The following is a 14,541-nucleotide window of genomic DNA, read 5'->3' on the forward strand; positions in this document are numbered from 1 at the left end:
CGGATTCTCTCCTGAACCATGGAGGTTCCGGCGTTCGCTCTCATCTCCTCCGCATACCGCCTTGCGGCTTCGATGTCTGCGTCGATTCGCAACCGGTTCTCGTAATAGTAGGCGAGCGCGGCATGGACGTCGGAGAGGGTGATCGAGGGATACTCCGCGACAATCTCGCCAGGGCTCATGCCCATACGCTCATGCCAGATCGCAATGTCCTCAACCTGGATACGATGTCCGTCGATGCGTGGTCGTCCACCGCAGACGCCCGGCGTGGAGACGATCCGAACGCGGTCCAGGGGATGGGCGGCCTCCACGCCGTGAGCGGGGTCCGTGGTGAGGCCTGTCGCTTGGATAGCGGAGGGTTCCATGGCTCTATTCTATCGATCCGGGAAACGCCTGGGCAATTGCAGGAGTTCGATCCACCCGCAGTCGCCTCACGGCTTCGCGTCCAGCATCTCCACCGTCTCGCGGATGGCCGTGGCGTGGACGACGATGCCGAAGCCCATCCGGTGGCGGAACTTGCTGGTCTGGTAGATGGCCTTGAACTCCTCGTCGAGGAAGTGCTGGCCGACCATCAGGCCCAGGATCAGGCGGACGCGGGCCGGCTCCGGCTTCGCCTGCAGCAACCGCTGGAGGTCGACGAGGTAGACGGGGGCGCCGCTGTCCCCCTCGAACGTGTTCAGGTCGACCAGGAAGGTTTGCGTGGCCTTCGTGGGGAGGAGGGGGAAGCCGGCGATGAAGCCGCCGCGGACGACGCCGAAGCCGGCCTCGCTGGCCTCGAACTGGTTCGGGTGGGGGAAGCCGACGCAGCGGACGGCGTCGCCGGGGTGGATCTCGTACTTCTCGAGGTCCGCGTCGGAGGCGAGCAGGTCCACCGGGACGGCCGGCGGCACGGCCTCGGCGGGAGGCACGACGGCGATCACGCCGACGTCGAGCTCCGGGTGCTTCTTCCAGAGGACCTTGCCCTCCTGCCGCACCCGCACCTTCACCGGCGCCTTCTCGTACAGCCCGTTGGGCCGTCGCTTGTGGAAGAAGAGGGTCACGTCCTCCCCCTTCGTGCGAGCCAGGGTGTGCTCGGCCGTGACGAGGAGGAACTGGGTGGCCTTCGGGTCCTTCGGAGACGGCCGGCTGAGCAGGAACCCCGTGCCGGTCGCGTCCGGGTCGGCGACCTTCACGGTCGCGAGCATCAACTGGGTATCCAGGTCGGCCGACTGGGCGCCGGCCGTGCCGGCGCGGGTGCAGACGAAGATCGCCAACAGCGTCGGCACGAGCAGGGACCGGTGCCGGCCCGCGAACCAGGCGGACGAAATGGCCAAGGCCGTCTCTCCCGAGGCATGCGCCGCGGCGGCCTCCCCTCCCGCCGGGTCATCTCGCGGGCCGTCGCGGGACCGATTGTACCATGTGGCAACGGACGAGGGACGAGGGGCGAGGGGCGAGCAGGGAGGGAATTCGGAAGCCGAGACGCGAGTCGAACGACACCAGGGCGAGCAAGGACCGCACGGGCCGCTTGCGGCGTCCGTCCAACGCGTCCTCCCGGTCTCTCGCCCCTAACCGATGGCCAGCCGCTTCCGGCCGGCGCGGTCGTGGGGTTTGAAGTCGGACTTGTCGATCTGGTAGCGCCGGAGCTTCTCGCTGATGCTCCGCCGGGAGAGGCCGCAATGGCTGGCGCAGCGGTCGATCCGGCCCCGGTGGGTCTCCAGGACGCGCGACAGGTAGGCTCGCTCGATCCGATGAGTGAACTCCTCGGTCAGCTCCTGGAGCGGCCGGGAATGGTCGAAATCGAGGCTGAAGGGCTCTTCATGGCGAGGCACGATGTGGGATGGCAGGTTCTCCGCGGCGATCACCTGGCCGGGCGAGGTGACCAGGGCTTGCTCGATGACGTGCTCGAGCTCGCGGACGTTACCCGGCCAGTCGTATCGGGCCAGCCGGCTCAGGGCGTCGCGGGCGATCGTCCGCGTGGGCAGCCCGCGCTCGGCCAACTTCTGGAGGAAGTGGTCCACCAGCACGGGCACGTCGTCGAGCCGCTCACGAAGCGGCGGAAGGTCGATCGAGACGACGTTGAGGCGGTAGAAGAGATCCTCGCGGAAGCGGCCCTCGGCCACGGCCTCGACCAGGTTGGCGTTGGTCGCGGCGATGACCCGGCATTCGGTCCGGATCGGCTCGTTCCCGCCCACGCGCTCGAACGCCCGCTCCTGGAGGACCCGGAGCAGCTTCGCCTGCATCGGCAGCGGGAGTTCGGCGATCTCGTCGAGGAAGAGCGTCCCGCCCTGGGCCATCTCGAACCGGCCCTTCCGCTGGCGATCGGCGCCGGTGAAGGCGCCCCGCTCGTGGCCGAAGAGCTCGCTCTCCATCAGGTGTTCCGGGAGCGCCGCGCAGTTCACGGCCTCGAGCTTCCCGGTGCGGGTGACGTCGCTGTAGTGGATCGCCTGGGCGACCAGCTCCTTGCCCGTGCCGGTCTCGCCGGTCACCAGCACGGTGCAGTCGGACGTGGCCACCCGCTCGACGCGGGCGAAGACGTCCATCATCCGCCGGCTTCGTCCCAGCAGGTTGTGGTAGGCATCCCGCTTCCGGAGCCGGTTCCGCAGGTCGGCCACCTGGTCCAGGAGCTGGCGGTCCTCGAGGGCCTGGTTGACCAGGAGCTCGAGGCGGAGGGTGTCGATCGGCTTCTGGAGGAAGTCGTAGGCGCCAAGCTTCATCGCCTCGACCGCGGCCTCCACGCTGGGATGGCCGGTCAGGACGATGATCGTGACCGGCAGGTCGCGGTCGCGGATCTCTCGAATCAGGTCCATCCCGCTGATGCCGGGGAGTCGCAGGTCGGTGAGCACCAGCGAGTAAGGCCGATCCACGAGGTGCTCGAGCGCGGCGGTCCCGTCGAGCGCCACGGTCACCTCGCGCCCCGGCATGGCCAGGAGCTGGGAGAGCTGCTGGCCGATCAGCTCACTGTCGTCCACCACGAGGATGCGTCGATCCATGGCGCCCTCATCCGTGCTGAGGTGGCGTGGCTCGATCCCGGAGCGAGCATGCGAGAGGGCCGCGCTCCCGGATCGGTCCGAATGACCGGGTCCATCTTCGAAGTCCATTTACTCAAGGGTCGTAGCCTACGGAGATTTCCGGGGCTGTCAAGGCGGGATTGAGAGCGCGGCCGTCTCCGACCTCGCCGATCGGTGATCCCCGTTCGGTAACGGTCGCCCTTCAATTCTACTTGCACGGTACAAATTACCCAGACGTTCGATTTTCGCTTTTCCTCCGACTCATCCCGGATTCTCATGCTAGATTGGAATAGCACCCTTTTGGAGCAGCACCCATGAGTAGCAGCGAGTGCCGGGAACGGCGAGCGATCGGCGACCAGCCACCGGCAGAGCTTGTCGAGCTGAGGGAGCGTTTGCGCTCGCAGGCCTACGAGATTCGGGCGGAGCTCGAGCCGCTGGTGGAGAGCGCGATCGAGAGCGCCCAGTATCGTGGCCGTGCGATGCGGCTGGCGCGTGAGGCACTCGAGCGATTCCGGCTCGAGATTGCGATGCTGGAATTCGACCTGGATGCGACCCGCCGGGAGCGGGAGGCGTATCGGATGAGGGTCGTCGAGGCGTGAGGAGCCGGAGCCCCGGCAGAGGGTCGCGGCCTGTCCTAGCGACGGCCGCGACGCTGGGGCACCGAGAGCCACGCGGTGACCACCCGGCCGACTTCGGCCAGGCTCTCGGCCGAGCAGTTCTTCGGCAGGTCGTCGGCCTTGTGCCAGTAGGGATAGTCGAAATCGATGATATCGATCGCCGGGATACCGGCGTTGTTGAGCGCGAGGTGATCGTCGAGGACCTCGCGGCCGACCTGGGTCTTGAAGCTCTTCGCGCCGATCTGGCGGGCGACCGTCCAGACGTCTCGGACGAGATTCTGGGCCAGGCTCAGGCTGTTCGGCTCCTGGGGGAGGTGGAGGTTCTTCCCCCCGACCATGTCGAGGACGATCCCGGCGACGTACTCGAAGCGGAGCTTCTCGCGCTCCTGGTCCTCGACGTAGGCCCGCGCGAATTCCTTGGAGCCGAGGAAGTACTGCCCCTGCGTCTCTGGATGGCGGCCGTAGACGAGCTCCTCGCCGTCGAAGAGGACGAGGTCCACGCCCCATGGCGTCTTCAGGTCCTTCATGTGGTTGGCGATCTCCATCAGGAGTGCCACTCCGGCCGCACCGTCGTTGGCGCCGAGGAACGGCTGCTTCTTCCGCTCCGGGTCGGTCTCCTCGTCCGGGAAAGGGCGGGTGTCGTAGTGGACAGAGATCACCACCCTACGCGCCCGCTCGGGATGCCAGGCCGCGATCAGGTTGACCATGCGGACCTTCTCGCCCGTCAGCGGATGATCGCCGGTGAAGGGCTGCTCGCGGACCGTGGCGCCGGCGGCCTTGAAGTGCTCGGCGGCCAGTTGCCGCTGCTTCGCGTTGGCCTCGGAGCCCGCGATCCTCGGGCCGATCGCGCAGATCTTCTCGAGGTATCCGAAGGCACGCTTGCCATCGATCGGTGCGGGTGTCGCGGCCACGGCGGCATTCGCCTCCCCAGAGCCAAGCCACGGCCAGAGCGCGGCGGAGAGGGCGGCGAGGCCGGCGCACAGCCCAACTCCCAGCGCCAGGCCGCCCGGGATCCTCGACCTGGCCGGTTCCCGGCCCTGTGTTCCTTCGATGGCGTCCATCTCGACTCCTCGGGGATGAGTCCGGACCCTTCCCGGCCGGATCAGGAGGTCAGGGCGGGGTGCTCGGCCAGCAGTTCCTGCAATCGCTCCATCGGCAGGCCGACGACGTTGGAGAAGCTGCCCCGACGGACCGCGACGAACGGGTCGTGGTCCTGGACGCCGTAGCCGCCGGATTTGCCTTCCCAGCGATTGGAGTCCAGGTAGCCCACTCGCTCCGCGTCGCTCAGGTTCCGGAAGCGGACGATGCTGACCTCGGTGGCACCCACCCAGACGCTCCGTTCAGGCCGGAAGAGGCAGAGCCCCGTGACGACCTCGGTGTCCCGACCCTCCTGGAGCCGGATCATCCGCTCGGCGTCCGCGCGGTCGATCGGCTTGTTGAGGATATGCGACCCGACGGAACAGACCGTGTCGGCGGCGAGGATCAGGCCCTGTCGTCGTCGAGACGCCACGGCCCGGGCCTTCCGCCACGCCAGGTTTGCCGCGTACTCCGACGGATCGATCCCCGGCTCCGGCTCCGGCTCGTCCACGTCGGAAGGATCGACCTCGAAGGCGAATCCCGCCTCCTGGAGCAATTGCCGGCGGCGGGGTGACGCGCTCGCGAGGATCAAGGTCGCCTGCATGAACGATCCGGGTCGCTAAACGGAACCTAGACCACACGTCCGGACTTACGCTCCCTGATCGTACGTCACTTGCCCCTTGCCAACAAGGCGGAAAGCGACCACGCTGGGGGGAGGAGGTCCACCCGCGGCAACTCCATCAAAGGTCCCGGATAATGAGGTTCCACGCCCTGGTTCCGGCTCTGCTTGGCCTGGCCTGTCTCGCTCATTCCCCCCTCCTCGCCGCCCCGCCCGGAAGCGACCGACTCGATTACCTCCGACAGGTCGAGCCATACGCCCCCGGTCGCAACTTCCCTCGGCTGGTGACACCGCAGTGGATCGGAGAGCCGGGCGTCGAGGCGGCGATCATCCTGGCCGTCGACGACATGAAGGACCCGGCCGCCTATGAGGCCTTCCTGCGTCCCATCCTCGACCGGCTCCGGCAGGTCGAGGGCCGGTCGGCCATGAGCATCATGACCTGCAAAGTGGACCCGCGGCATCCGCAGCTTCAGGCCTGGCTCCGGGAGGGGCTTTCGCTCGAGGTCCACACCCTGGACCATCCCTGTCCCCTCCTCCAGAAAGGGGACCTGGGGTTCGCCCGTCACAACTATCACGACGGGGTGGAGCTCCTCCACTCCGTCCCCGGCAACCACCCCGTGGCATTCCGGATGCCCTGCTGCGACTCCATGAACTCCCCGAGCCCCCGGTTCTTCGCGGAGCTGTTCAACAAGACGAGCCCCGGCGGCCACTTCCTGACGATCGATTCCTCGGTCCTGAATGTGTTCACCCCCGACGACCCGAGCCTGCCCCGGGAGCTCGTGCTCGACGGCCATGGCGGCGAGCGCTTCCGAAAATACATGCCGTCACCCTCATTCGTTAATACGATCGAGAATTACCCCTATCCCTACACGATCGGTAATCTCTGCTGGGAATTCCCGTGCGCCGCGCCGAGCGACTGGGAGGCGAGGAACCTGCGGGGCGACGCCCATCCCCGGACCCTCGAGGACATGAAGGCCGCGATCGACCTGACGGTCCTCAAGCAGGGGGTCTTCTGCCTGGTCTTCCACCCGTACGGATGGATGAGGAACGACCAGGTCGTCGCCCTGATCGACCATGCGACCCGGACGCACGGCAAGAAGGTCCGGTTCCTCAACTTCCGCGAGGCCCAGGAGCGACTGGACCGGAACATGCTCGGCGGCCGACCGCTCCGCGCGGCGGACGGCTCGGACAATCACGTCCGGATCGCCGACCTGGACGGCGACGGCTTCATGGACGTCGCCGGGCCGTCGACGCGAATCTGGGACCGGGCCGGCCGGTCGTGGAAGCCGGGCGAGCCTCTCCCCTCGTTCCCGTCGGCGATCACGCCCGGGCCCGACGACGCCACGGCGCGCCAGCCGGGCCTCCGACTCGTCGACGTCGACGAGGACGGACACCTCGACCGCGTCTTCTCCAATGACCGCGAGTACGGAGTCTACCTGTTCGACCCCGGGACCGGAGGCTGGACGCGGAAGGCGATGGCCGGCAAGGCGGGCGAGCCGAATGCCCTGCCGCTCATCGATCGGGCGGGCACGGATAACGGGTTCTTCGTCCACTCCCGCACGCTCTGGTGGCAGAACGAGGATACCGCGCAGCTCCCGGACCACGTCGCCCGGCGATCGTTCAACGAGATCCTCAGGGACCTCCCGACGCGGGCGAGGCCGCCCGGAGCGGCACTCAGGTCGATCCACGTCGCGCCCGGCTATGCGGTCGAGCTGGTGGCGAGCGAGCCGCTCGTCAAGGATCCGATCGCGATGGACTGGGGCGCGGACGGCCGGCTCTGGGTCCTCGAGATGGGCGATTACCCGCTCGGCATCGACGGCAAGGGGAAGCCCGGCGGCACGGTCCGGGTCCTCGAGGATGCCGACGGCGACGGCCGGTACGACCGGGCGACGACGTTCCTCGACGGGCTCGCCATACCGTCCGCGCTCTTCCCCTGGCGAAACGGCGTCCTGGTGGGGGCCGCGCCCGACATCCTCTACGCGGAAGATCGCGACGGCGACGGCAAGGCCGACGTCCGCGAGGTCCTCTTCACGGGCTTCACGCTCGGCAATCCGCAGCATCGGATCAACGGCTTCGAGATGGGGCTGGACGGCTGGATTTACGGGGCCAACGGGGACAGCGGCGGCAACGTCAAATCGGTGAAGACCGGCAAGACGGTCAGCATCCAGGGCCGCGATTTCCGCTTCCGACCCGACACCGGCGAGTTCGAAACCGACAGCGGCCAGACCCAGTACGGCCGGCATCGCGACGACTGGGGGAACTGGTTCGGAAACTCCAACCAGGTGTGGGCCTGGCACTATGTCCTCTCGGAGTCGGACGTGAGGCGGAATCCGTTCTACGCCTCGCCCGACCCTCGCCAGGTGCTCGAGCCGGACACGAGACTCTATCCGGCCAGCCCCACCCTGGCTCGCTTCAACGAGCCCGATCAGGCCAACCACGTCACCTCGGCCAACAGCCCCACGCCTTACCGGGACGACCTCTTCGGCACCCGCCGCGACGACCGCATGGAGCTCTTCGTCAGCGAGCCGGTCCACAACCTGGTCCACCGGATGATCGTCTCGCCGTCGGGGGCGACCTTCCGAGGCGGCCGCGCACCCGGGGAGGAACGGAGCGAGTTCCTCGCCTCGTCGGACAACTGGTTCCGCCCGACCCAGCTCAAGACCGGGCCGGACGGCGCGCTCTGGATCGCCGACATGTACCGCGCCGTGATCGAACACCCGGAGTGGATCCCGCCGGAGACCCAGAAGAAGATCGACATGCGTGCCGGCTCCGAGGAGGGGCGCATCTACCGCGTCCATCCGGTGGATCGCCGCCCGCGGAAGATCGAGCGGCTCGACACGCTGGACGTCGCCGGCCTGGTCGCCGCGCTCGAGAGCCCGAGCGGCTGGCGGCGGGACACGGCCCAGCGGCTGTTGCTCCATCGCGGGGACCGGGCGGCCGTGGGGCCGCTCCGATCGATCGCGCTGGGCTCGACGAATCCGATGGCGAGGGCGCACGCCCTCTGGATCCTCAAGCTCCTGGACGGCCTGGACGAGGCGACCCTGGTCACGGTCCTCACGACGTCCCACCATCCCGACCTCGCGCGGAACGCCGTCAAGGTTTCGGAGGACTTGCTCGCCACCTCCCCGGGCATCGCGGACGCCGTGCTGCGGCTCGTCGACCATCCGGACGCTCGCGTCCGGATGCAGGTCGCCATCGCCCTCGGCAACTGGAAAGAAGAGCGGGCCGGCAAGGCGCTCGTCCGGATCGCCCGCCGGGACTGTGGCGACCCCTGGATGCGTGCCGCGGTCCTTAGCTCCGCCCAGCCCCACGTGGCCACCCTCCTCATCGAGCTCTTCGAGGATCGGGCCCAGACGCCCCCCGCAGAGGTGGTCGAGCCGCTCGCGGCCGTGGCCGGCGCCACCCTCCCGAGGTCGCGGATGGACGCCGTCCTGCGAGCCCTGGATAGGCCCGCTGGGCCGAACGGGACGTTCGCGCCCTGGCAGCTCGCGGCCGTGAACTCCCTGATCGAGGCATCGAGTCGCTCGACGCATCCCATCGACCCGGCCGCGGAACCCGTCCTGGTGCGGCTGATCGACGCCGCCCGCAAGCTCGTCGAGGCGGAGGCCGCGTCGGAATCCGATCGGATCCTCGCCATCTCCCTGCTTCGCTTCTCGGCGGCGACGCGTCCGGCGGACAGGCAGCTCCTGGTCTCGCTGCTCGCGCCCCGGCATCCGGTCGCGATCTCGCAGGCGGCCGTGCAGGCGCTCGGCCTCGCCACGATGCCCGAATGCCCGGACGTCGTCCTCAAGGGTTGGACGTCCTACGCGCCGGCCGTCCGGTCCTCGATCGTGGATCTCCTCCTCAGCCGGAAGGTCTGGATGGGCTGCCTGCTGTCCGCGCTGGAGGAGAAGCGTATCCCCGCCGGCGAGCTCAGCCTCGCGCATCGCAATGGCCTGATGGCCAGTCGCGATCCGGAGACCCGCCGCCGAGCCCAGGCCATCTACGCGGACCTCGCCCGCTCTCGCCAGAGCATCCTCGACGCCTATCGGCCGGCCACCGAGGTGAAGGGGGATCCGGTCGCGGGCAAGGCCGTCTTCGCTCGCGTCTGCGCCATCTGCCACAAGCTGGGGGACGTCGGCTTCGAGGTCGGCCCGAACCTCGCCGCACTCAAGGAGAAGTCTCCCGAGGCCCTGCTGACGGCCATCCTCGACCCCAACCGGGCCTTCGAGTCCCGCTACGCGAGCTTCACGGTGGGGACGACCGAGGGACGCGTCATCTCGGGGCTGGTCGCCAGCGAGACGGATACGACCGTGACCCTCCGGCGGCAGGAAGGCAAGGAAGACGTCTTCCTCCGCAAGGACATCGAGGAGGTCGCCGCATCCGGCAAGTCGCTCATGCCCGAGGGCCTGGAGAAGGACGTCAGCCAGAAGGACCTCTCGGACCTGATCGCATTCCTCCAGGGGACGGCACCGCCGCCGAAGGTGGTGGCGGGGAATCACCCCCGGCCCGTCGCCCCGTCGCAGGACGGGACGATTCGACTTGCGGCCGTCGACGCCGAGATCTACGGCGAGCGCCTGGTGTTCGAGAAGGAGCATCAGAACCTGGGCTTCTGGATGGCGGCCGACGATCACGCGGCATGGGCCCTGGATGTCGTCCGACCCGGCCGCTACGAGGTCTGGATGGACGCCGCCTGCGCCGATGCCTCCGCCGGAGACGTCCTCGAGATCGACCTCGGCCGGCAGCAGATCCTCCACCAGATGCAGGGCACCGGCACCTGGGAGGACTACACGAAAACGCGCGTCGGCGAGCTGACCCTGCCGGCCGGCCGCTGCCGGATCGAGGTGCGCCCGGCCGCCCCGCCCCGGAACGCCCTCGGGGACCTCCGCAGCCTCGAGCTGAAGCCGATCGCCCCCGGCCCGGCCGCGTCGGCAAGTGCCCCCGGGCATTCTCCCCATCCCTGACCTCCCCAGGACCCGCCTCGACCGACTCGCCGAATTCTCGCGATCCACGCTTGACTCCTCAGACACGGTGTCTTAGAATCCGCCTCAGACAGCGTGTCTGAAAGAGGGAGGGGAGGGATGAGTCGAGAGCACTCGGACGTGACGGAGGCGGAGCTGGCGCTCTTGCAGTCGCTCTGGGACCACGGGCCGGCGACGATCCGTCAGCTCGTGGACCGCGTCTACGAGCAGGGGGGGACCTCGGTGTATGCCACCGTGCAGAAGCTCCTGGACCGGCTCGAGGCGAAGGGCTGCGTGAGGCGTAATCGCACGGGGGCGGTGCACGTCTTCGAGGCGTCGATCGCCCGCGGCGACCTGATCGGCCGTCGCCTCCGGGCGGTGGCCGACGCGCTCTGCGGCGGGGCGCTGGCGCCGCTGCTGACCCAGCTCGTCGAGGGCGGGGACCTGTCGGCCAGGGACCGCCAGGAGCTGCGATCCCTGATCGACCGGCTGGACGAACGGAAGCGAGGGGGCGGGCAGAACCGGGCATGAGCTGCGACCCGAAAGGAGCATGGGGATGAACGACCTGCTGAACCTCGGTCTCTCGAATGCGGCGGCGGCCTGCGTGATGGCCGTCGGGGTCGCGCTCGCCGGCCTTTTGCTCGGCAGCCGGCCCGCCTGGCGACACTGGCTATTGCTGCTCGTGCTGCTCAAGCTGGTGACGCCGCCGATCTGGGAATTGCCGATACCCCGGCTGGACCAGGATCGGCCGGCGGAACTCGCCGCCCCCGAGCAGAATGACCTCGGGCCGATGTCCGTGGAGATCGTCGAGCTCCCGGACGATGCGGTCATCGCCGCACCGACCCCGGCGGAGCTGCCGCCCGCTCCCGCTCCATCGAGCGTCTCGGCGTCGGCCGTCCTGGCCGCGATCTGGGTGGTCGGGGTGGTCGTTTCGCTCGGGACCGCGGGCGTCCGCATCGTCCGATTCCGGCGAAGGCTCCGCGCCGCCTATTCCGCGCCGGACGAGGTGCACGAGGAGCTCGCGGAGCTCTCCGATCGGCTCGGAGTGACGCGAACGCCGACCGCATGGATGCTCGACGAGGAGGTCTCGCCGATGGTCTGGCCGCTCGGCGTGCGGCCGGCGATCATCCTCCCGGTCCGGCTCTGGAAGGGGCTGGACGGACGGCAACGATCCATGGTCCTGGCCCATGAGCTGGCGCATCTGCGCCGGGGCGACCATGTCCTCCGGCTCTTCGAGCTGGCCGTGACCTCCCTCTACTGGTGGCTGCCGGTCACGTGGTGGGCCCGCCGGGCGCTCCGCGAGGCCGAGGAACAATGCTGCGACGCGTGGGTCGTCTGGGCCTTCCCCGACGAGGCCCGCGCGTATGCGGAAACGTTGCTGGACACGATTGATTTCCTGACCCCGACACCGTCTGCCGCGCCGCTCCTGGCGAGCGGCTTCGGCCGGACCCAACAACTGCGCAGGAGACTGACCATGATCATGCTCGGAACGACCCCGCGGAGCCTCGGCGCCGCGAGCACGTTCGCCGCGTTCGCCCTGTCCGCGATCCTCTTGCCCATGCGGCCGAGCCTCGCCCAGAAGCCCGGCGAGGACGCGAAGAAGGAGACCGTGACCGTCACGGCCTCGGCCATCGCCTCGGACGACGAAGTTGCCACGATCAACGTCGTCGGCGACGCGATCCTGGAAGACGATCCCAACGTGGTCGACGTCCGCGTTGAGGGACCGGAACCGGGCCGTCCGGCCGAGCTCAAGACCATCACCCTCCGCGCCGTCGGCGACGAGCCGAAGTCGGTCGAGACGACCGCGAACGTCACGATCGACGACGTCAAGGTTGAGGGAAAGCCCAAGCAGTCGATCCACATCGTCCTCAAGAACGGCGACAAGGTGGACGACATCAAGGCGGATTCCGTCGAGGCGGCCGTCAAGCAGCTCAAGGATCATCTGGCCGAGCTGGCCACCAAGGAGCCGAAGGACGAGACCTGGAAGGCCAGGAATAAGGCGCTCCAGAGTGCCCTCGACAGCCTCGCGAAGACGAAGACCGTCGTGATCGGCAGGCAGCTCGGCACGCGGCAGGGCGTGGTTGTGGCCAGCCCGGTCTCCCCGGAAGAGGCCGCGAAGAACAAGGCCAGGGTCGAGGAGCTGAGGAAGGACGTCTCGAAGCTCCAGAAGGAGCTGTCGGAGAAGCAGCGTGAGCTCGCCGGTAAGCAGCGTGAGATCGCCGAGAAGCATCGTGAGATCGCCAAACTCTCGGGCCAGATGGTCGTTCGCGGTACGCTCAAGGTCAACGCCGAACCCAGGAGGGAAATCCGCTCGGTCGTCGTCCGCGACATCCACAAGGAGGAGCCGAAGGATGCGAAGGCCGGCGCGCTCAATGGCGACGAGCGCAAGCGGCTGGAATCCCTCGAGAAGAACCTCGCCAAGCTCCTGGATGAGGTCAAGGACCTGAAGAAGCACGACGGCGGCGACAAGCCGAAGTGACCTCCGTGCTCGCCGGACGAGTCTGGGGCAGGGGGGATCACCCCACCCGGCACACGAGGCACTTGAGGTAGTCACCCTCGGGGCAGGCGGCCAGGACCGGATGGTCGGCCGCCTGCCCGCGTTGTTCGAGGACCTGGATCGGCCGCCGGGCCTCCTCGGCGACCAGACCGAGCATCGCGCCGAAGGTCGCCCGATCGACGAGCCCCGAGCACGAGCAAGTCACCAGGATTCCCCCCGGCTCCAGCACCCGGAGGGCGGCGACGTTGAGACGCTGGTAGCCGCGGAGCGCGGCGTCACGATCCTTCGCCTGCCCGGCGTACTTGGGCGGATCGCAGACGATCACGCCGAATCGCTCGCCTCGCCCGGCGAGATCGGCCAGCACGTCGTGCACGTCGCCGCAGCGGAACTCCGCCCGATCCAGGCCGTTCAGCGTGGCATTCCGGCCGGCCTGGCGGATCGCCCCGGCCGAGCTGTCCACGCCCAGGGTCGACGCGGCCTCGCCGTGCCGGAGGGCATTCAGCGAGAAGCCGCCGGCATAGCAGAAGAGGTCGAGGACCCGCCTCCCCGAGCAGAAGGCCGCGACCGCCTTCCGGTTGTCTCTCTGGTCGCAGTAGAGCCCCGTCTTCTGTCCGCCGCCCACGTCCACCTCGTAAGTCAGCCCGTTCTCGACGACCGTCACGGGCTCGATCGGGATCGACCCGACCAGGCATGTGTCGCCCCGCGACATCCCTTCCCGATCCGCCGTCGATCGGTCGGGCCTGGCGAGGATTCCCTCGCAGCCCGTGGCCTCGCGGAGCAGCCCGAGCAGCAGGTCCCGGCGATCGAGGAGTGCGCGACTCGAGAAATTCACGACCAGCCATCGGTCATATTGATCCACGGTCAGGCCCGAGAGCCCGTCCCCCTCGCTGAAGATCAGGCGGCGAGCGGAGCCCATCGGGGGCAGCCTCAGGACCTGGTCGCGGAGGGCGATCGCCGCCTCGACCTTCATCCGCCAGAAGGCCGCGTCCAGGGGCTCATCCTCCCAGCGGTAGAGCCGGACGGTGATGTTGCTGGCCGGGTTGAAGAGTCCCCGCGCGATGAAGGCCCCCTCGGCGCTCACGACCGAGACCTCGTCACCCGCTCCGGGAGAGCCGTCGACGCGGGCGATCGAGGGGCGAAAGAGCCAGGGATGGCCGGCGAAGAATGGCCGCGCCCGCCTGGGCAGGAGGGTGACCCGAGGCGGCGAATGGCCGGTCATGGCCCGTCGGACGCGACGCCGGGCTGGGGCTCGCGGCTGGCCGTCTCGAACTCGGCGAGGTAGGCCAGCGTCCGCTCGAGCTGGTTCTTGAGGTGCCGGACCCGCAGCAGGCTCCGGATCCGGCAGAGCAGCTCCACCTTGTTCACCGGCTTGGTCAGGAAGTCATCGGTCCCCACCTGGACGCCCCGCTCGAAGTCGGAAGACTCGTTGAGCGCGGTCACCATCAGGATCAGCAGGTCGCGCGTCTCCGGGTTCGCCCTCAGCTTCCGGCAGACCTCGAAGCCGGAGAGCCTCGGCATCATAATGTCGAGCAGGAGCAGGTCGGGGCGGAACTCCTCGACGACGCGCAGGGTCTCCTCGCCATCGGCGGCCGTCCGCAGCTCGCATTCGACGTCGCTGAGGTAGGCTTCCAGGAGCTCCACATTCTGGACGTTGTCGTCGGCGATGAGGATTTTCGGGACCGAGCTCGACTCGTTCAAGACCAACCCCCCTCGAGGCCGTCCGACCCCGAGCCAAGTTTCCCGCAGCCAGTCGGCCGACATTCCACTTCGAACGTGCCGAGGGAGACTCTCGCTCCCGGCCCCACCA

Annotated in this window: 11 protein-coding genes; 4 read left to right on the forward strand and 7 right to left on the reverse strand. The window is 68.6% G+C overall.

The genetic code is table 11. The features are described from left to right. The 3 genes from G6O54_RS21030 to G6O54_RS21040 all read right to left on the reverse strand — a co-directional run. Window positions 1-362, reverse strand: a 362-nt coding sequence (locus tag G6O54_RS21030) for a DUF433 domain-containing protein (protein ID WP_165227670.1), incomplete at its 3' end; no start/stop codon positions are given. 66 nt (window positions 363-428) lie between these two features. After that, complete coding sequence (locus G6O54_RS21035; RefSeq protein WP_165227672.1) at window positions 429-1,310, reverse strand: S1 family serine peptidase; 882 nt, start codon at window positions 1,308-1,310, stop codon at window positions 429-431. A gap of 231 nt (window positions 1,311-1,541) precedes the next feature. Next, window positions 1,542-2,966, reverse strand: a complete 1,425-nt coding sequence (locus G6O54_RS21040) for a sigma-54-dependent transcriptional regulator (RefSeq protein WP_165227674.1) — start codon at window positions 2,964-2,966, stop codon at window positions 1,542-1,544. A gap of 332 nt (window positions 2,967-3,298) precedes the next feature. On the opposite strand from G6O54_RS21040, the gene G6O54_RS21045 reads away from it, so the two are divergent. Then, window positions 3,299-3,583 (forward strand): hypothetical protein, encoded by a 285-nt coding sequence (locus G6O54_RS21045; RefSeq protein WP_165227676.1) that lies wholly within the window; start codon window positions 3,299-3,301, stop codon window positions 3,581-3,583. A gap of 35 nt (window positions 3,584-3,618) precedes the next feature. Here the strand turns inward: G6O54_RS21045 and G6O54_RS21050 are convergent, their stop codons facing one another. Together G6O54_RS21050 and G6O54_RS21055 are read right to left on the reverse strand one after the other, a co-directional pair. Further along, entirely contained in the window at window positions 3,619-4,662 is a 1,044-nt protein-coding gene (locus G6O54_RS21050; protein ID WP_165227678.1) for a M28 family peptidase, read from the reverse strand. Between the two features lie 41 nt (window positions 4,663-4,703). After that, window positions 4,704-5,282, reverse strand: coding sequence for a Maf family protein (locus G6O54_RS21055; protein ID WP_165227680.1), 579 nt, complete (start codon window positions 5,280-5,282; stop codon window positions 4,704-4,706). A gap of 152 nt (window positions 5,283-5,434) precedes the next feature. Here G6O54_RS21055 and G6O54_RS21060 point away from each other — a divergent pair, with 152 nt between their 5' ends. The 3 genes from G6O54_RS21060 to G6O54_RS21070 all read left to right on the forward strand — a co-directional run bounded on the left by G6O54_RS21060 (window position 5,435) and on the right by G6O54_RS21070 (window position 12,716). Further along, window positions 5,435-10,240 (forward strand): PVC-type heme-binding CxxCH protein, encoded by a 4,806-nt coding sequence (locus G6O54_RS21060; RefSeq protein WP_165227682.1) that lies wholly within the window; start codon window positions 5,435-5,437, stop codon window positions 10,238-10,240. Window positions 10,241-10,357: 117 nt separating this feature from the next. After that, window positions 10,358-10,768 (forward strand): BlaI/MecI/CopY family transcriptional regulator, encoded by a 411-nt coding sequence (locus G6O54_RS21065; RefSeq protein WP_165227684.1) that lies wholly within the window; start codon window positions 10,358-10,360, stop codon window positions 10,766-10,768. A 25-nt stretch (window positions 10,769-10,793) separates the two neighbouring features. Continuing rightward, a complete protein-coding gene (locus G6O54_RS21070) occupies window positions 10,794-12,716 on the forward strand; it encodes a M56 family metallopeptidase (protein WP_165227686.1) in 1,923 nt (640 codons plus the stop codon). Window positions 12,717-12,753: 37 nt separating this feature from the next. Here the strand turns inward: G6O54_RS21070 and G6O54_RS21075 are convergent, their stop codons facing one another. Together G6O54_RS21075 and G6O54_RS21080 are read right to left on the reverse strand one after the other, a co-directional pair. Then, window positions 12,754-13,953 carry a class I SAM-dependent rRNA methyltransferase gene (locus G6O54_RS21075; RefSeq protein ID WP_165227688.1) on the reverse strand — a complete coding sequence of 400 codons (1,200 nt, stop codon included), beginning with the start codon at window positions 13,951-13,953 and terminating at the stop codon, window positions 12,754-12,756. After that, complete coding sequence (locus G6O54_RS21080; protein WP_250847009.1) at window positions 13,950-14,432, reverse strand: response regulator; 483 nt, start codon at window positions 14,430-14,432, stop codon at window positions 13,950-13,952. Before G6O54_RS21080 ends, G6O54_RS21075 begins: the two co-directional genes overlap by 4 nt. Window positions 14,433-14,541: the final 109 nt, after the last annotated feature.

Source organism: Aquisphaera insulae (assembly GCF_011064615.1).
In the GTDB taxonomy this organism is placed as follows: Bacteria; Planctomycetota; Planctomycetia; order Isosphaerales; family Isosphaeraceae; genus Aquisphaera; species Aquisphaera insulae.

Coding starts and splice junctions, on each gene's coding strand:
- G6O54_RS21065 (WP_165227684.1), top strand. CDS start 10,358: ATGAGTCGAGAGCACTCGGACGTGACGGAGGCGGAGCTGGCGCTCTTG.
- G6O54_RS21070 (WP_165227686.1), top strand. CDS start 10,794: ATGAACGACCTGCTGAACCTCGGTCTCTCGAATGCGGCGGCGGCCTGC.
- G6O54_RS21075 (WP_165227688.1), bottom strand. CDS start 13,953: ATGACCGGCCATTCGCCGCCTCGGGTCACCCTCCTGCCCAGGCGGGCG.
- G6O54_RS21060 (WP_165227682.1), top strand. CDS start 5,435: ATGAGGTTCCACGCCCTGGTTCCGGCTCTGCTTGGCCTGGCCTGTCTC.
- G6O54_RS21040 (WP_165227674.1), bottom strand. CDS start 2,966: ATGGATCGACGCATCCTCGTGGTGGACGACAGTGAGCTGATCGGCCAG.
- G6O54_RS21050 (WP_165227678.1), bottom strand. CDS start 4,662: ATGGACGCCATCGAAGGAACACAGGGCCGGGAACCGGCCAGGTCGAGG.
- G6O54_RS21055 (WP_165227680.1), bottom strand. CDS start 5,282: ATGCAGGCGACCTTGATCCTCGCGAGCGCGTCACCCCGCCGCCGGCAA.
- G6O54_RS21045 (WP_165227676.1), top strand. CDS start 3,299: ATGAGTAGCAGCGAGTGCCGGGAACGGCGAGCGATCGGCGACCAGCCA.